This is a genomic window from Bradyrhizobium macuxiense, from assembly GCF_007993935.1.
GTDB lineage: Bacteria > Pseudomonadota > Alphaproteobacteria > Rhizobiales > Xanthobacteraceae > Bradyrhizobium > Bradyrhizobium macuxiense_A.
Genome location: NZ_VITY01000017.1, coordinates 55052 through 70887, shown reverse-complemented (window position 1 = coordinate 70887; position 15836 = coordinate 55052). Strand labels below are relative to the sequence as shown.

Sequence of the window (15836 nt, the reverse complement as noted above, 5' to 3'; positions counted from 1 at the left end):
CAACTATATTGGGGGCTCCGTCAACGCGCCATCGGTCTAATGACGCAGGTCCGGACCGGTGCGAGGCGGTTTCTTTCGGGGTCGATTCGGTCCATAGCGGGCCATGGTCACTGCCCAGCGCCTCCCGGCTTCGCTCACCCCGCTCGATGCGGCGCTCGCGGCCGTGCTGCGCGACCTCGCGCCGGTCCGGCCGATCGAGCTGCCGCTGACCGAGGCCTTGCGATGCATTGCCGCCGAGATGCCGGCCTTGCGCGCCTGTCCGCCGCACGATGTCGCCGTCGGCGACGGCTGGGCGATGCGCGCCGATGACCTGGTCGGTGCGTCCTCCTATGCGCCGTTGCCGCTCGCCGCACTCCCGGTCTGGGTCGAGGCCGGTGCGGCGATGCCCGACGGCACCGACTGCGTGGTCGACGCCGATGCCGTCGATGTTTCCGGTCCGCTTCCGCAGGTGCTTGCCGAAGCCGTTCCGGGGCAGGGCGTCCGGCGTGCCGGCAGCGACATTGCCGCCGGACGTGCCGTGATCGCCGCCGGCGAGCCGCTGCTGCCGCGCGGTCTGCTGCTCGCACGCGCGGCCGGGCTGGACCTGTTGCGTGTACGACGGCCCCGGCTTCGCATCGTCAACATCTCCAACGGTGAGCTGACCGCGCAGCTGATCGCTGACACTGCGCAGTTCGCGGGCGCTGCAATCGCCTGCGCCGAGGCGGCGCCGGATGTGACCGCGATTGCCAACGCGCTCGCGGCAGATGATTGCGACCTGATCATCACGATCGGCGGCACCGGTGTTGGGCATACGGATGCGATGGTCAACGTGCTGGCAACGCGCGGCACGCTGATCGCGTACGGCATAGCCCTGCAGCCCGGCCGCACCGCGGCGGTCGGCCGGATCGATGCAACGCCGGTCGTCGCCTTGCCGGGCGCGCCGGATCAGGCTTTCGCGGCCTGGTGGGCGATTGCGCTTCCCCTGCTCGATCGCCTGTCGGGCCGGCGCCCGCGCAAGACGCTGGCGCTGCCGCTGGAACGCAAGATCGCCTCCGGCGTCGGGATAGCTGAGGTCGTGCTGCTGACGCGTCAGGAGGGGAGCTGGGCCACGCTTGCGATCGCCGATCTGTCACTCGACGCCATCGCACGCGCCGAAGCCCTGCTGATCGTGCCCGGCGGCGCGGAGGGCTTCGCTGCGGGCACGGTGGTCGATGCCTATATGTTGCGGGAGTGAGTTCCCGAGATGACTAATATTTTCACGCCGAAACCCAATCCCTCCGTTGAGCAGGACCAGTTCCTGACCATCCTGTCGCGCGAGGAGGCGATCGCGCGCTTCGAGGCGGCGCTGTTCCCGCGCCCATTGCCGTCGGAGACGCGGCTGCTCGCCGATGCGCTCGGCCGTGCGCTGGCGGATGACGTGACGGCGCCGATCGACGTGCCGCCGTTCGATCGCTCCAATGTCGACGGCTTTGCGGTGCGCTCGGCCGATCTTGCGCGCGCAGGCGAAGGCGCGCCGGTGCGCCTCGCTCTGAACGACGAGACCATCGCCTGCGGCACCGCGCCGACCCGGACTGTGGTTCCGGGCACCGCCACCGCGATTGCGACCGGCGGCCCGGTGCCGCGCGGCGCGGACGCGATCGTGATGGTCGAGCACACCCAGCCGGTGGGCCAAGGGGGCGGCAACGGCGCCATCGAGGTCCGGCGTGCGGTATCGCCCGGACAGTTCGTGTCCTATGCCGGCTCCGACATCGCGCGTGGCGAGGCGCTGCTGCGCGCGGGAACGATCATCGGCTCGCGCGAGATCGGCATGCTCGCGGCCTGCGGCATCGCCGAAGTTGCGGTGGCACGCCGTCCGCGCGTTGCGATCCTCTCGACCGGCGACGAATTGGTGCAGCCGGGCGAGGTGCTGCGGCCGGCCGCGATCTACGACACCAATGGTGCGATCGTCACCGCGGCGATTGCCGAGAACGGCGGTGACGCGGCGTTCCTCGGCGCCATCACGGACAATGAGGCCACGCTGGAAGCCGCGATGCGCGAGGCACTGGCGGACAGCGACATGCTGGTGCTGTCCGGCGGCACCTCCAAGGGGGCGGGCGACGTCTCGCACCGGATCATCGCAAGGCTCGGCAAGCCCGGCATCATTGCGCATGGCGTGGCGCTCAAACCCGGCAAGCCGCTGTGTCTTGCGGTCTGCAACGGCAAGCCGGTGGTAATCCTGCCGGGCTTTCCGACCTCGGCGATGTTCACCTTCCACGACATGATCGTGCCGGTGCTGCGGCGGTTGGCCGGCCTGCCGCCGCGCTCCGATGCCAAAGTCGCGGCGAGGGTGCCGGTGCGCATCGCCTCCGAGCTCGGGCGCACCGAGTTCGTGATGGTGTCGCTGGTCGAAGGCACTGATGGCCTGATCGCCTATCCCGGCGGCAAGGGCTCGGGCGCGATCACCTCGTTTGCACAGGCCGACGGCTTCCTCAAGATCGAGGCGCTTGCCGACCAGTTGCCGGCCGGCAGCGAGGCCGAGGTGACGCTGTTCACGCCGCATGTGCGGGTGCCCGATCTCGTCATCGTCGGCAGCCATTGCACCGGGCTCGATCTCGTCACCGCGCCGCTGGCGCATGCCGGCCTCGTGGTGCGTTCGATCGCGGTCGGCAGCCTTGGCGGGCTCGCGGCCGCCAAGCGCGGCGAATGCGATCTCGCCCCGATCCATCTGTTCGACGACAAGACCGGGACCTACAACACGCCGTATCTGGCCGACGGCCTCGAGCTGGTGCCGGGCTGGCGGCGCATGCAGGGCTTCGTGTTCCGCCAGGACGACACGCGCTTTGCCGGCCTGAGCGCAGCGGAGGCGGTGCGCGCCGCGCTCGCCGATCCCGCCTGCATCATGGTCAACCGCAACCAGGGCGCCGGCACGCGTATCCTGATCGATCGCCTGCTGGCAGGCAGCCGGCCCGACGGCTACTGGAATCAGCCGCGCTCGCACAACGCCGTTGCGGCCGCGGTGGCGCAGCATCGCGCCGACTGGGGCATGACCATCGCGCCGGTCGCGCACGCGTCCGGGCTCGGTTTCATTCCGCTGGCCGAAGAGCATTACGACTTTGCGCTGGTGACGGCGCGCAAGCAACGGCCCGCGGTGCAGGCCTTTCTCGACGCACTGGCATCGCAGGAGGGCCGCGCTGCGCTGACGGCGGCGGGGTTCAGGCCGGCGTAGTGCTCCGCATCCACCGCTGTCGTCCTGGCGAAAGCCAGGACCCATAACCACCGCATTGGATTGCGAACGGGATCGTGGCGCGGCCTCGCGACATGGAGGCTCCGGCTCAGTGCCGCATGGCGGTCTCCACGAACTCCAGCACGGAGCGCGGGACCTCCTCATATTCGACGAAACGGCGCCGAAGCTCGTCGGCGATGTCGGTCGTCACGTCGCGGGACCAGCCCTCGTTGGTGTTGAAGGCCACGATGCGGACCGGATGGCTGTATTGGTCATCCAGCAGACGCCGGATCAGTGTCTTCCGGTCGGCGCCTTCTTCGTCGGTTTCGCACCAGGCACGGCCAAGCCGGCCGAAATCGTTCAGCACCAGATAGGTGTCGTGGTCGATTTGATGCGGCACGATCGAAGGCGAGCGCGGCATACGTGATCCTCCGGGGACGCATTTTATCGTGTTCCGGTCGCGCGGCGCATTGGAAACTTCGAGGTATATCCGTTGGATAGAGGGATGGCGCGCGACATGAGACGGAGGCGATGGTGCGCTTGGAGCAAACCGTCCCGTCGTAGGTTATCCATTATCGCCGACGTGAGCTGTGTCGCAGGCGGCGTGGCTGAGTGGGGCTTCCGCTCAGGGAGCGGTGCGATGTTGAGAAGGCTTCGTTTTAGGAACACAACGCTGGAAGAGGTGCTGGCGGTCGCCACGCAGCGTCCGCGGAAGCGGCTCCGGGCGCGTTTCCAGCCTCCGAGGGAGAGCCGGTCGGCAAGGCCTGCCAAGCCGGGGCGTCCTGTCAACTCGTAGCAGGGGCGGGTGTGCTCAGGAGCCTAGCCGGATCCAATCCGCCGGCGAGGCTGGCATGACATTGCGTCAAGGCTGATATAAGCAGCGCAGACGCTATGTGGCTTCGGAGACGCGGATGAAAGTGATTGGCCTCGCAGGGTGGAGCGGCGCCGGAAAGACCACCCTGCTGTCGCGGGTGATCCCCCATCTGCTGGGCCGGGCCCTGCGCGTCTCCGTGATCAAGCACGCGCATCACGAATTCGATGTCGACGTGCCCGGCAAGGACTCCTGGGTGCACCGGCAGGCCGGCGCGACCGAGGTGCTGGTGTCCTCGACCCGGCGCTGGGCGCTGATGCACGAGCTGCGCGGCGCGAGCGAGCCGCGGCTGCCGGAATTGCTCGCCAAGATGGCGCGCGTCGACCTGGTCGTGGTCGAGGGATTCAAGCGCGAGCCGGTCAGCAAGATCGAGGTGTACCGCGCCGCCAACGGCAAGCCGCTGCTGTTCCCCGACGACCCGCGCGTGGTCGGGATCGCCAGCGATGTTGCCGTTGAGACCACGCTGCCGGTCGTGCATCTCGACGACATCGAGGACGTGGCCGAATTGATGCTGCGTTCGGCGATTCCGGTCGACGATGTGCTCGCGTCGGCCTCGGCCGAAAACTGACCAGGGTGGGACCGTGCCGCCGTTGACGATGCGCAGCCGCTTCGCCATGGTCGCGCCATGACGACGACCAAACTCGATCTCACCGGCCTGAAATGCCCGCTGCCCGCGCTGAAGACGCGCAAAGCCCTCCGGAGCGTAACGGCGGGAGATTTCCTTGAGGTGCACTGCACCGATCCGCTTTCGGTGATCGACATCCCGGCCCTGATCCAGGAGACCGGCGACAAGGTCGAGATCACCGAACGAAGCGATGTCCGGATCGTTTTCCTGATCGAGAAGATGAATGGAGCGATAGGTATTTCAAATGCTGCAGCGCCGCGTACGCGCTAGATGCATCTTGATATCTACCATTTGCCTATCGACACCTATTTTCCATTCTGCGCGAATTGATAATCTCCGCCGGATCGCGGAGGTGGAGTTGTGCCCGGATCTGGGCACATCGGCGGACAACGGCCGGCCTGCGTCCAGTTCAGGCTGCACGGCTTGGCATATCCGATCGTATTGGGGGTTAACATTCCCGGAATGCGCGTGGTTGGTCCCGGCGCATCGAGGGAATGTGCGGCGCAGCTGCCTGACGGCGGCCGCAAGGGCTGAGACGGGATCGAAGACGCAGATGCGCCTGACGTAATGGCGGCTGCAGGGGAGGTATCAATGACCGCAGTGAGCAGCGCCGGACGCGTATCCGCGGCAGGCGCAGGTTTCCTAGACAAGGAACACACGATCGCGACCGCCGGCTTCAACCGTTGGCTGGTGCCGCCGGCCGCGCTGTGCATCCATCTGTGCATCGGCATGGCCTATGGCTTCTCGGTGTTCTGGCTGCCGCTGTCGCGCGCGATCGGGCTGACCGCGCCGAAGGCCTGCCCCGACATCTCGCTGGTCCAGGAGCTGTTCACGACCACTTGCGACTGGAAGGTCGCGAGCCTCGGCTGGATGTACACGCTGTTCTTCGTGCTGCTCGGCGTCTCCGCCGCGATCTGGGGCGGCTGGCTCGAGAAGGTCGGTCCGCGCAAGGCCGGCTTCGTCGCGGCGTTGTGCTGGGCCGGCGGCCTCGTGATCGGCGCGCTCGGCGTCTACACGCACCAGCTCTGGCTGATGTGGCTCGGCTCCGGCGTGATCGGCGGAGTTGGCCTCGGCCTCGGCTACATCTCGCCGGTGTCGACGCTGGTGAAATGGTTCCCCGACCGCCGCGGCATGGCGACCGGCATGGCCATCATGGGCTTCGGCGGCGGCGCGATGATCGGTGCGCCGCTGGCGGACAAGCTGATGAACTATTTCAAGACCCCGACCTCGGTCGGCGTCTGGGAAACCTTCCTCGTCATGGGGGCGATCTACTTCGTGTTCATGATGATCGGCGCGTTCCGCTACCGCATCCCGCCGGCCGGCTGGCAGCCCGAAGGCTGGACTCCGCCGGCCAAGGCCAATGCGATGATCTCGACCAAGAACGTTCATCTCGACAATGCGCACAAGACGCCGCAGTTCTGGCTGATCTGGTGGGTGCTCTGCCTGAACGTGTCGGCCGGCATCGGCGTGATCGGCATGGCCTCGCCGATGCTCCAGGAGATCTTTGCCGGCAAGCTCATCGGCCTGCCCAGTGTCGGTTTCAACCAACTCGATGCCGGACAGAAGGCGCAGATCGCGGCGATCGCCGCCGGCTTTGCCGGCCTGTTGTCGCTGTTCAACATCGGCGGCCGCTTCTTCTGGGCGTCGCTGTCGGACAAGATCGGCCGCAAGAACACCTACTACACGTTCTTCATTCTCGGCATCGTGCTCTACGCGCTGGCGCCGACCTTTGCAGCGATGGGATCGAAACTGCTGTTCGTGCTCGGCTTCGGCATCATCTTGTCGATGTACGGCGGCGGCTTCGCCACCGTGCCGGCCTATCTCGCCGATATGTTCGGCACCCAGTTCGTCGGTGCGATCCACGGCCGGCTGCTGACGGCATGGTCGACCGCGGGCATCATCGGTCCCGTGGTCGTGAATTATCTGCGTGAGTTCCAACTGGCTGCCGGCGTGCCGCGCGACCAGCTCTACAACACCACGATGTACATCCTGTGCGGCATGCTGATCGCGGGCCTGATCTGCAATTACCTGATCAAGCCGGTCGATCCGAAGTGGCACATGAGCGACGCCGAGGTCGCCAAGCTGCAGGACGCGAGTGCGAGCGCGGCCGCGGCCGGACCGCACGGCTCCTACGGGATCGGGTTTGGCGGGCTCGACGCCAAGGCCGCGTTGTTCTGGCTGTTCGTGGGCATTCCGCTGGCCTGGGGCATCTACATGACGCTGCTCAGCGCGGTCAAAATTCTCTGATCGCGACAATCATCGCCGCAGGTTGCCGATGCTCCGGCGCCTGCGGCGTTGGCCTTATTCAATGAAATGAGATTGGGGGATTTCAATGTTACGCACCCGGATATGTCTTGCCGCCGCGCTGCTCGCCCTGGGACTTCATACCGCGTCGGCCCAGACCGCAGCGCCAGCCGCGCCGGCACCGGCCGCCACGACGGCCAAGCCGTCGAAGATGAAGCTGACGATGGAGAAGCTGAAGGCGATGAAGGCGCAGTGGCGCGCCAACAAGCCCAAGCTGAAGGCCTGCCGCAAAGAGGTGAAGCAGAAGGGCCTGACCGGCGACGACCGCTGGTTCTACATTTCAGATTGCATGGGCAAGAGCTGAGCGCCGTCGCTCTGAGCGCGACGAGGATCGAGTTGAGAGAGCGCGCCGTGCGGCACCCCTCTCCCTAACCCTCCCCCGCAAGGGGGGAGGGAACCCTTCGGCCGGTGCCTCCCCAACACGTACGCGGCAGATGCCTTCAAACGAAGTTGGTGCTCATAGCGCTTCGCATGCATGAGAGATTCATGCAGCTACCCAGACATCGCCTGTGCTTTTTGCGCGACGTAACGTCAGGTGAGCACGCTGGTCAGGCTCCCTCCCCCCTTGCGGGGGAGGGTTGGGGAGAGGGGTGGCCCCGGGCGAGATGTTTGAGCCTTGCGCGGCAACCATCACTCCGCCGCGGCGGGCGTCGCCTTGGCGGGTTCGAGCGCGGCGGCGATCGCCTCGTCGACCCGTTCGAGCCAGATGAACTCCAGCTTGGCGCGGGCGCCCGCGGGGATGTCGTCGTAGTCGCGCTTGTTGCGCGCCGGCAGCATCACCCGGGTCAGGCCCGCGGCCGCGGCGGCGACCACCTTCTCCTTGATGCCGCCGACCGGAAGCACGAGGCCGCGCAGCGAGATCTCGCCGGTCATCGCGGTGTCGCTGCGCACGGTGCGGTCGGTCAGCAGCGAGGTGAGGGCGGTGAACATCGCGACACCTGCGCTCGGGCCGTCCTTCGGCGTCGCGCCGGCAGGCACGTGGACGTGGATGTCGCTCCGCTCGAAGATCGCCGGGTCGATGCCGAGCTGCGATGCACGGCCCTTCACCAGCGTCAGCGCGGCCTGCACGCTCTCACGCATGACGTCGCCGAGCTGTCCGGTGATCGTCAGTCCGCCGCGGCCCGGCGTGCGCGAGGCCTCAATGAACAGGATGTCGCCGCCGACCGGGGTCCAGGCAAGGCCGGTGGCAACGCCGGGGATGCTGGTGCGCTGCGCGATCTCGTTCTCGAACCTGGGCTGGCCGAGCAGCGACACGATGTCCTTTGGCGCGATCGTGACGTGGCTGGTGCTGCCTTCGGCGATCTGCACCGCGACGTTGCGCAGCACCTTGCCGATCTCGCGCTCGAGGTTGCGGACGCCGGCCTCGCGGGTGTAGCTCTTGATGATCAGCCGCAGCGCGTCCGGATCGATCTCGACCTGCTCGGCCTTGATGCCGTTGGCCTCGAGCTGGCGGCGCACCAGATAGCGCTTGGCGATCTCGAGCTTCTCGTCCTCGGTATAGCCGGCGAGGCTGATCAGCTCCATGCGGTCGAGCAGCGGGCCGGGGACGCCGTCGAGCATGTTGGCGGTGGCGATGAAGACGACGCGCGACAGATCGAACGGCACGCCGAGGTAATTGTCGCGGAACGTGCTGTTCTGCTCGGGATCGAGCACCTCTAACATCGCCGCCGACGGATCGCCCTGGATGCCGCGGCCCATCTTGTCGATTTCGTCCAGCATCATCACGCAATTGCGCGCCCCGGCCTTCTTGATCGCCTGGATGATGTTGCCGGGCAGCGCGCCGATATAGGTGCGGCGATGGCCGCGAATCTCGGCCTCGTCGTGCACGCCACCAAGGCTGACACGAACGAACGGCCGCGACATCGCGCGCGCGATCGATTGCCCGAGCGAGGTCTTGCCGACGCCGGGCGGCCCGAGGAAGCAGAGGATCGGCGCCTTGCCGCCGGGCGCGAGCTTGCGCACCGCGAGATATTCGATGATGCGGCTCTTGATCTTCTCGAGGCCATAATGGTCCTGGTCGAGGATCTTGCGCGCCTCGGCGATGTCGATCGGCTTTTCCTCCGGAATGCTCCAGGGCAGGTCGATCAGCCAGTCGAGATAGCTGCGCACCATGCCGGATTCGGCCGCGGCCTCCGGCATCCGCTCGTAGCGGCGCAATTCCTTTTGCGCCTGGCCCTCGGCTTCCGGCGGCATCTTGGCTTCTGCGATCGCCTTGGTCAGCTCGGCGACTTCAGCCGCCTTGCCGTCGCCTTCGCCGAGCTGGCGCTGGATGGTCGCCATCTGCTCGCGCAGGATCGCCTCGCGCTGCCGCTCGTCGAACACCGCCTTGGTCTTCTGCCCGATCTCCTGGCTCAGCCGCAGCACCTCGATGCGCTCGGCGAGATGCCGCGAGACCTTGTCCATCCGCGCCACGAGGTCAATGGTCTCGAGGATGTCCTGCTTCTCCAGCGGCTTGATGTCCATGTAGGAGGTCGCAAGATCGGCGAGGGTTGCCGGCGACGTCGTGCCCTGAAGCGCTGCGATCAACTCGGGCGGCGTCTGCGGCAAGAGCTGCGCGGCCTCCAGCGCCTGGCGCTGCAAATTGAGGAAGCGCGCCTCGATCTCGGGCGAGGTGGTGGTCGGCTCCGGGATCTGCAGCACGCGCGCCGCAAGGAACGGCGTGCCGGGCAGGTAATCGAGCACGCGCATGCGCTGCACGCCCTGGCAGACCAGGTGATGGCTGTCGTCGGCGCCGGTGATGTAGCGCACGATGTTGGCGATGGTGCCGACGCGATAGAGTCCGTCGGGGCCGGGATCGTTGGCCTCGGGATCACGCTGCAGCAGGATGCCGATCGGCCGCTGCTCGCGCACCGCCTGCTGGGCAGCGGCAATCGAGGTCGCGCGGGCGATCGTGATCGGGATGATGACGTCCGGAAACAGCACGGTGTTGCGCACCGGGACGATGATCGTCGCGTCGCTCGGGATCGGCGCCGAGCTCGCCGGGCTTGAAACGTCTGAAGCAGCCATGGCGAAATCCTCTAGCTCGATTTTCCGAGCCGCAGGCCGACGCAGCCATGCGCGACAAAGCGGCTGATGGTGTAGCGGCCGGTCGGCAGCGCGATGCGCCGCTCGAAGCGGCCCTGCGGCAGCTCGAGGCGCAGGATGCGGGCGTTGCGCAGCTCGGAGGGCAGGATGCGGCGGCCGGAGATCACCAGCGTGCCGCCATCGAGCGCGGCCTCGACCTCGTCGGGATCGACGCCCGGCAGCGCGACCAGGATCAGGATCTCCTCCTCGGTCTCGATCACGTCCATCGGCGGTTCCCAGCTCGGCTCGCTGGTGCCCGCGCTCGGGTGCAAATTGAGGAAGCTCTGGTGCAACCGTTCGGCGCGGGCGAGCGCCTCGATCGCATCCGTCAGCATCCAGTTGATCTGATCCTTGGGCCGCATCGGCACTCTCCACGTCGCATTGGGAGGCAACGTTACCGGTCTTGCAGCCGACCGTAAACCGGTGGCTCCGGGCGCTGCCGAGCGGCGGCAGGATTGTCCAAAAATGTCACGATTTGCCGCATGGCTGCGATGCGCCGCAGCGATTTGCGTGGGCCGGGTTGGCTCAATGTCGGTCGCGGCCTACAGCCAGCCTGAACGCCGGAATCGCCAGAACAGCGCGACGCACGCGGCCAGCATCAGGCCCATCACGACGAAATAGCTGTACTCCCATTGCAGCTCCGGTATGTACTTGAAATTCATGCCGTAGATGCCGGCGACGGCGGTCGGCACCGCGACGATCGCCAACCACGAGGCGAGCTTCTTGGAGATCGCGGTTTCCTGGGCCTGACCGACCAGCAGGCTTGCTTCAAACGCAAAGGCGAGCACCTCGCGCAGCGAGTCGATCCGCTCCTGGATGGTGCGGACATGGTCGGTGACGTCGCGGAACAGCGGACGCATCGTGACGCGCACCATCGGCAGGTCGTCGCGCTCCAGCCTGCGGCAGACTTCGACGAGCGGCCCGACTGCGTTGCGCAGCCGCAGCAGGTCGCGTCGCAGCAGGTAGAGCCGTTCGATCTGGGCTCGCGTCATCGCGCTCGCCAGCACCTCGGCCTCCATCCTCTCGACCTCGTCCTGGATGGTCTCGAGCACCGGCGAGTAGTTGTCGACGATGAAATCGAGGATGGCATAGAGGATGTAGTCCTCACCGCGGGCAAGCGCGCGCGGGCAGCTCTCGCAGCGTTCGCGGACCGGCGCGTAGGATGTCGAGGCGCCGTGGCGCACCGAGACGATATAGCCCTCGCCGACGAACAGATGCGTCTCGCCGAACGAGATGTTCTCGCCCTCGAGCTGCGCGGTGCGCGCCACGATGAACAACGCGTCGCCGTATTGCTCGATCTTCGGCCGCTGATGCGCGTGATCGGCGTCCTCGATCGCGAGGTCGTGCAGCTGGAATTGCCGCTGCAGGCTTTTCAGCAGCGTCATGTCGGGTTCGTGCAGGCCGATCCACACCACGTGATCCGGCTTGTTGCGCCAGCCTGCGGCCTCGTCGATCGCGATATTGGCGACGCGTCGGCCCTCGACATAGGCGCCTGCCGCGATCACGCCATCGGAGTGGACGGGCCCGGCGGTTGCGACATTTGGCGATACGAGGTCCATGGTCTTCACCCTCGACGCGGCCATCGGAAACGACAATTCGCAATCGAAAAGGCTAGCACCGAATAGAAGCTGGTCAACACGCGCCGGGACGTCGCGTTCCGCCTTGCCGGGCTCGTCACGACGGGTTGCCAGGGGCTGGCCGGTCTTTATGCGGCTCCTATGCCGCACCGCGGCGTGCCCTCTCGAATTCCTACGGCCGTCCCAGCATCTTTTTGCCATGACGAGGTGCGCTGTCGCGCGCCGCCGACAGGAAGGTGGGACATGAGCTCGCTCCGTTTACACGACGTCCGGCCGCGCGGTTCGACCGGTGCGGTCGGTCCGGTCCTGAAGCGGACGGTCCGGCGGATCGGCGTGGCCTTCAGGACTGTTCACCGCGCGATTGCCGCCGCCAAGATCCATCGGCTGCGCAACGAGCTGCTGCTGCATCGTGGCCATGAGGATTGGGCGCGGACCCATCTCAATGCTGACATGCCCGGCGTCGATGCCGAGGGATATCCGCGGGCACCGGCCGTGCTCGGCGAGAAGTGGGACTATTGAGATGCGCGCAGCGTCGTTTATGGCCGCCGTGCTGCGTCGGGCCGCAGAGGGGCTGCTCAAGTTCCTGGCCTGGATCGGCGAGGAGCCGATCAGCGGGTACCGGCCCGAGGCGCATTACATGCGCGGACCGGGGCCAGCCTGGCGGGCCAAGCATCGCGGGCATTAGCAAGCCCGATCACGTCGCTTCACGTCGCGGCGCCAGGTGATCGAGCAGGTTCATCGGCAGCGGGAATACCACGGTTGAGGAGCGCTCGCCGGCGATGTCATGCAGCGCCGCGAAATAGCGCAGCTGCATCGCCTGCGGCTCCTGGGCGAGGATCCGGCCGGCCTCGACCAGCTTCTCGGCGGCCTGCTGCTCGCCCATCGCGTTGATCACCTTGGCGCGCCGCAACCGTTCTGCTTCGGCCTGCTTGGCGATCGCCCGCACCATGGTCTCGTTGATGTCGATGTCCTTGATCTCGACCGCGGTGACCTTGATGCCCCAGACGTCGGTCTGCTTGTCGAGGGTCTCCTGGATATCGGCGTTCAACTTGTCGCGTTCGGCCAGCATCTCGTCGAGCTCGTGCTTGCCGAGCACCGAGCGCAGGGTGGTCTGGGCGAGTTGGCTGGTCGCGGCCATGTAGTCGCCGACCTTGATGATGGCGCGCTCGGGATCGACGATGCGGAAGTAGAGCACGGCGTTGACCTTGACCGAGACGTTGTCGCGGGAAATCACGTCCTGCGGCGGCACCACCTGCACCATCACCCTGAGATCGACCTTCACCAGCTGCTGCACCACCGGAATCAGGATGATCAGCCCCGGGCCCTTCACCCCGGTGAAACGGCCGAGCGTGAAGATGACGCCGCGCTCGTACTCGCGCAGCACCCGCACCGCCTGGGTCAGGAAGATGATCACGAGCAGCGCGACCGCCCCGTAGGTGAAATAATCAAGCATCATGCTGTACCTCCTTCGCCGGCGGATGCCGGCGCACGCCGCACGACCAGCGTCAAATCGATGATGTTGGCGACCTCGACCGTCTCTCCCGCCTTGAACGTCTCGGTGCCGCGCGCTTGCCAGCGCTCGCCATTGGTGAAGACGTGACCTGATGTCTCGGACCAGTCGAGGACCTCGGCCGATAGCCCGCGCATGGCTTGCGCACCTGTCCGCAGCGGGCCGTTGCGTGCGCGGCGCAGCGCGCCCAGCACGACGAGGATGAGCCCGGTGAACATCGCCGCCACGATGGCGATGAGCGGCCACGACAGGCGGTATCCGGGCGCCTCGATCCGGAACAGCATGGCGGCTCCCAGCACGAAGGCGACGATGCCGCCAAGGCCGATCACGACGGTCGGGTTGAAGGCCTCGATCGCGAGCAGCGCGATCCCGACCAGCATCAGGGCGAAGCCGGCGTAATTGATCGGCAGCATGTTGAGCGCGTAGAGGCCGACCAGCAGGCAGATCGTGCCGACCACCCCGGGTGCCACGGCACCGGGCGACATGAACTCGAAGATCAGGCCGTAGATCCCGACCATCAGCAGCACGAACGCGATGTTGGGGTCGGTGATGACCGCGAGCACGCGCGAGATCCAGGTGGGATCGATGGCTTCGATCACGTCATCCCTGGTCGCCAGGCGCTGCGTCTTGCCGCCGGCGAGCTCCACCGTCCGGCCATCGACCTGCCTCAGCAGGTCGGCCGGATCATGCGCGGTGAAGTCGATGACATGGGCCTGCAACGCGGCGTTGGTGGAGAGGGTGGCGGCATCGCGCACCGCCTTCTCGGCCCAGTCGGCGTTGCGGCCGCGCAATTCAGCGAGGCTGCGGATGAAGGCGACGGCGTCATTCGTCACCTTCGCCGTCATGGCATCTTTCGGCTCGGCAGCGCTGCTTCCGTCCTTCTGCTCCTTGCCACCCTTGTCCGGCGTACTGCCCGGCAGGCCCGGTAGCGGGCCGCCAATCTGCACCGGCGTCGCGGCGCCGATATTGGTGCCGGGCGCCATGGCCGCGAGGTGGGTCGCATAGAGGATGTAGGTCCCGGCGCTCGCGGCATGGGCGCCGGAGGGGGCAACGTAGCCGATGACCGGGACAGGCGAGGCCAGCACATCGGTGATGATCTCGCGCATGCTGGTGCTGAGACCGCCCGGCGTGTTCAGGCGCAGGATGACGACCTCGGCGTGCCGCTCGGCCGCCTTGGCCAGGCCGTCCTTGATGTAGCTGGCCGATGCCGGGCCGATCGCGCCGTCGATCGAAATGGTCAGGGCAAGGCGGTTGTTGTCCGCGGCCGTACCGGGACCGATCCAAACCACCAGAGCGACCAGTGCGATCGCCACAACGAGAGCCGCCTTGAAGGTCTGCACGGCAAGCACTCCCTTGCCGTTGATATGGGGCGCGGTTCCGTAACCTCAATATGGTGCAGCGTCACGGGCGGAGCCGACGCGTGCCATTGTGCATTGCGATGGCTCGCGGCGGCTCGGCGAACTCACTGCGCCGCGGCGAGATATTCGTCGGCAAGCGCAGCCATAGCCTGGGCGACCTCGGCCTTGTCAGTTGCACCCAGTTGCACGATCGGCAGTCGCGTCGCCGGCTGCATGAAACCCAGCAGCGCCAGCGCGAATTTCAGGGCGGCAGGATGCTCGCGCTCCAGCAGGGCTGCGAGCGGCACCAGCCGCTGATGCAGCTCGCGCGCCTGATACAGCTGGCCGGCGCGGAAATGCCGGTAAACGGCCACGTAGAGATCGGGCGCGACGTTCGCCACGGTCGAGATGCAGCCGTCGCCACCAGCGGCGAGCCAGGCGAGCGATGAACTATCGTCGCCGGTCAGCATCCGGAACGTGGCGGGCAGGCGCGGGCGCAGGCGTGTGAGGCGGGCGACATCTGCGCCGCCGTCGCGCAATCCCGCGAAACGCGGCGATGCGGCGAGCTCGAGCAGCGTCTCGTCCGCGAGGCCCTTCACGGTCCGCGACGGAATGTCGTGCAGGATCATCGGCAGTGTCGTGGCCGCGGCGACGTCGCGGAAATGCGCCGCCATGCCCCGTGGCATCGGCTTGTTGTAGTAAGGCACGACCGACATGATGGCGTCGGCGCCGGCCGCTTCCGCCGCTCGTGTGAACGTGACGGCGCGATCCGTCGCGTTCGAACCGGCGCCGGCGATGATGCGCGCCCGCTTGCGCGCGACACGGGCGGCGATCTCGACCAGCTGCACGCGCTCGGCGGGCTCCAGCGTCGAGCTTTCACCCGCGATCTCGCCGACCACCAGCGCCGAGGCGCCGGCCGCGATCTGACGCTCGCACAGCCGGCCGAACGCATCGGTGTCGATCTCGTCGCGGTGGTTGAAGGGGGTCGGAAGATCGGGGATGAAGCCCGACAGCCATTCGGCCGGATCAGCCTTCGATGCCCATCTCGATGTTATCTGAGCGATCATCGGGCGGCTCACGCCACGCGGCTCGCGGGGAGGGGCGCGGTCTCGCCGCTGATATCGAGCTCGATCTCACGCGACAGCTCGACGATCATTTCGGGGTGCTGGCCGTTCTCGAACAGCGCGTATTTGACGGCCTGGGCGCGGTTGACGAACAGGCCGCCATAGAGGCCGTTCTGCTGCTGGGCGACCCACTGGCCGCGGTGATTGCGGCCGATGAAGACGATGGTGGACGCTGCGCTACACGAGGGAGGTTCGACGAGTTTCACGTTGGTAGTCCTTCAAGTGGAAGTCACGCGTTCAATGT

General features: G+C 66.9%; 16 protein-coding genes. 8 read left to right on the top strand and 8 right to left on the bottom strand.

Annotated elements, in window-relative coordinates; genetic code table 11:
- Nucleotides 1–103: 103 nt before the first annotated feature.
- Nucleotides 104–1213, top strand: a complete 1110-nt coding sequence (locus FBZ93_RS34240) for a molybdopterin-binding protein (RefSeq protein WP_146991829.1) — start codon at nucleotides 104–106, stop codon at nucleotides 1211–1213.
- A gap of 9 nt (nucleotides 1214–1222) precedes the next feature.
- Complete coding sequence (locus FBZ93_RS34235; protein ID WP_146991828.1) at nucleotides 1223–3184, top strand: molybdopterin biosynthesis protein; 1962 nt, start codon at nucleotides 1223–1225, stop codon at nucleotides 3182–3184.
- A gap of 106 nt (nucleotides 3185–3290) precedes the next feature.
- Here the strand turns inward: FBZ93_RS34235 and FBZ93_RS34230 are convergent, their stop codons facing one another.
- The gene (locus tag FBZ93_RS34230) at nucleotides 3291–3602 is read right to left on the bottom strand and encodes a hypothetical protein (RefSeq protein WP_050426338.1); all 312 of its coding nucleotides are present in this window, start codon (nucleotides 3600–3602) and stop codon (nucleotides 3291–3293) included.
- 490 nt (nucleotides 3603–4092) lie between these two features.
- On the opposite strand from FBZ93_RS34230, the gene mobB reads away from it, so the two are divergent.
- The 4 genes from mobB to FBZ93_RS34210 all read left to right on the top strand — a co-directional run bounded on the left by mobB (nucleotide 4093) and on the right by FBZ93_RS34210 (nucleotide 7285).
- Nucleotides 4093–4620: a molybdopterin-guanine dinucleotide biosynthesis protein B gene (gene mobB, locus FBZ93_RS34225; RefSeq protein ID WP_146991827.1), complete on the top strand. Its 528-nt coding sequence runs from the start codon at nucleotides 4093–4095 to the stop codon at nucleotides 4618–4620.
- A gap of 57 nt (nucleotides 4621–4677) precedes the next feature.
- On the top strand, nucleotides 4678–4947 hold the full coding sequence (locus FBZ93_RS34220) for a sulfurtransferase TusA family protein (protein WP_146991826.1): 270 nt from the start codon (nucleotides 4678–4680) through the stop codon (nucleotides 4945–4947).
- A 321-nt stretch (nucleotides 4948–5268) separates the two neighbouring features.
- Nucleotides 5269–6924 (top strand): OFA family MFS transporter, encoded by a 1656-nt coding sequence (locus tag FBZ93_RS34215; RefSeq protein ID WP_146991825.1) that lies wholly within the window; start codon nucleotides 5269–5271, stop codon nucleotides 6922–6924.
- 85 nt (nucleotides 6925–7009) lie between these two features.
- Complete coding sequence (locus FBZ93_RS34210; protein WP_146991824.1) at nucleotides 7010–7285, top strand: hypothetical protein; 276 nt, start codon at nucleotides 7010–7012, stop codon at nucleotides 7283–7285.
- A 326-nt stretch (nucleotides 7286–7611) separates the two neighbouring features.
- Here FBZ93_RS34210 and lon read toward each other — a convergent pair whose 3' ends face one another.
- The 3 genes from lon to corA all read right to left on the bottom strand — a co-directional run bounded on the left by lon (nucleotide 7612) and on the right by corA (nucleotide 11603).
- Nucleotides 7612–9987: an endopeptidase La gene (lon, locus tag FBZ93_RS34205; RefSeq protein WP_146991823.1), complete on the bottom strand. Its 2376-nt coding sequence runs from the start codon at nucleotides 9985–9987 to the stop codon at nucleotides 7612–7614.
- An 11-nt stretch (nucleotides 9988–9998) separates the two neighbouring features.
- On the bottom strand, nucleotides 9999–10406 hold the full coding sequence (locus tag FBZ93_RS34200; protein WP_146991822.1) for an Hsp20/alpha crystallin family protein: 408 nt from the start codon (nucleotides 10404–10406) through the stop codon (nucleotides 9999–10001).
- A 180-nt stretch (nucleotides 10407–10586) separates the two neighbouring features.
- The gene (gene corA, locus FBZ93_RS34195; protein WP_146991821.1) at nucleotides 10587–11603 is read right to left on the bottom strand and encodes a magnesium/cobalt transporter CorA; all 1017 of its coding nucleotides are present in this window, start codon (nucleotides 11601–11603) and stop codon (nucleotides 10587–10589) included.
- A gap of 261 nt (nucleotides 11604–11864) precedes the next feature.
- Here corA and FBZ93_RS34190 point away from each other — a divergent pair, with 261 nt between their 5' ends.
- Together FBZ93_RS34190 and FBZ93_RS40890 are read left to right on the top strand one after the other, a co-directional pair.
- Nucleotides 11865–12140, top strand: a complete 276-nt coding sequence (locus tag FBZ93_RS34190; RefSeq protein WP_146991820.1) for a hypothetical protein — start codon at nucleotides 11865–11867, stop codon at nucleotides 12138–12140.
- 1 nt (nucleotide 12141) lies between these two features.
- Nucleotides 12142–12306: a hypothetical protein gene (locus FBZ93_RS40890; protein ID WP_167529334.1), complete on the top strand. Its 165-nt coding sequence runs from the start codon at nucleotides 12142–12144 to the stop codon at nucleotides 12304–12306.
- 9 nt (nucleotides 12307–12315) lie between these two features.
- Here the strand turns inward: FBZ93_RS40890 and FBZ93_RS34185 are convergent, their stop codons facing one another.
- The 4 genes from FBZ93_RS34185 to FBZ93_RS34170 all read right to left on the bottom strand — a co-directional run bounded on the left by FBZ93_RS34185 (nucleotide 12316) and on the right by FBZ93_RS34170 (nucleotide 15798).
- Nucleotides 12316–13077, bottom strand: coding sequence for a slipin family protein (locus tag FBZ93_RS34185; protein WP_050426346.1), 762 nt, complete (start codon nucleotides 13075–13077; stop codon nucleotides 12316–12318).
- Entirely contained in the window at nucleotides 13074–14471 is a 1398-nt protein-coding gene (locus FBZ93_RS34180; RefSeq protein WP_146991819.1) for an NfeD family protein, read from the bottom strand. The genes FBZ93_RS34185 and FBZ93_RS34180 overlap by 4 nt, the downstream gene beginning before the upstream one ends.
- Before the next feature lie 122 nt (nucleotides 14472–14593).
- Nucleotides 14594–15535, bottom strand: a complete 942-nt coding sequence (dapA, locus tag FBZ93_RS34175) for a 4-hydroxy-tetrahydrodipicolinate synthase (RefSeq protein ID WP_167529339.1) — start codon at nucleotides 15533–15535, stop codon at nucleotides 14594–14596.
- 8 nt (nucleotides 15536–15543) lie between these two features.
- Nucleotides 15544–15798 (bottom strand): hypothetical protein, encoded by a 255-nt coding sequence (locus FBZ93_RS34170; protein ID WP_146991818.1) that lies wholly within the window; start codon nucleotides 15796–15798, stop codon nucleotides 15544–15546.
- Between the last annotated feature and the right edge of the window lie 38 nt (nucleotides 15799–15836).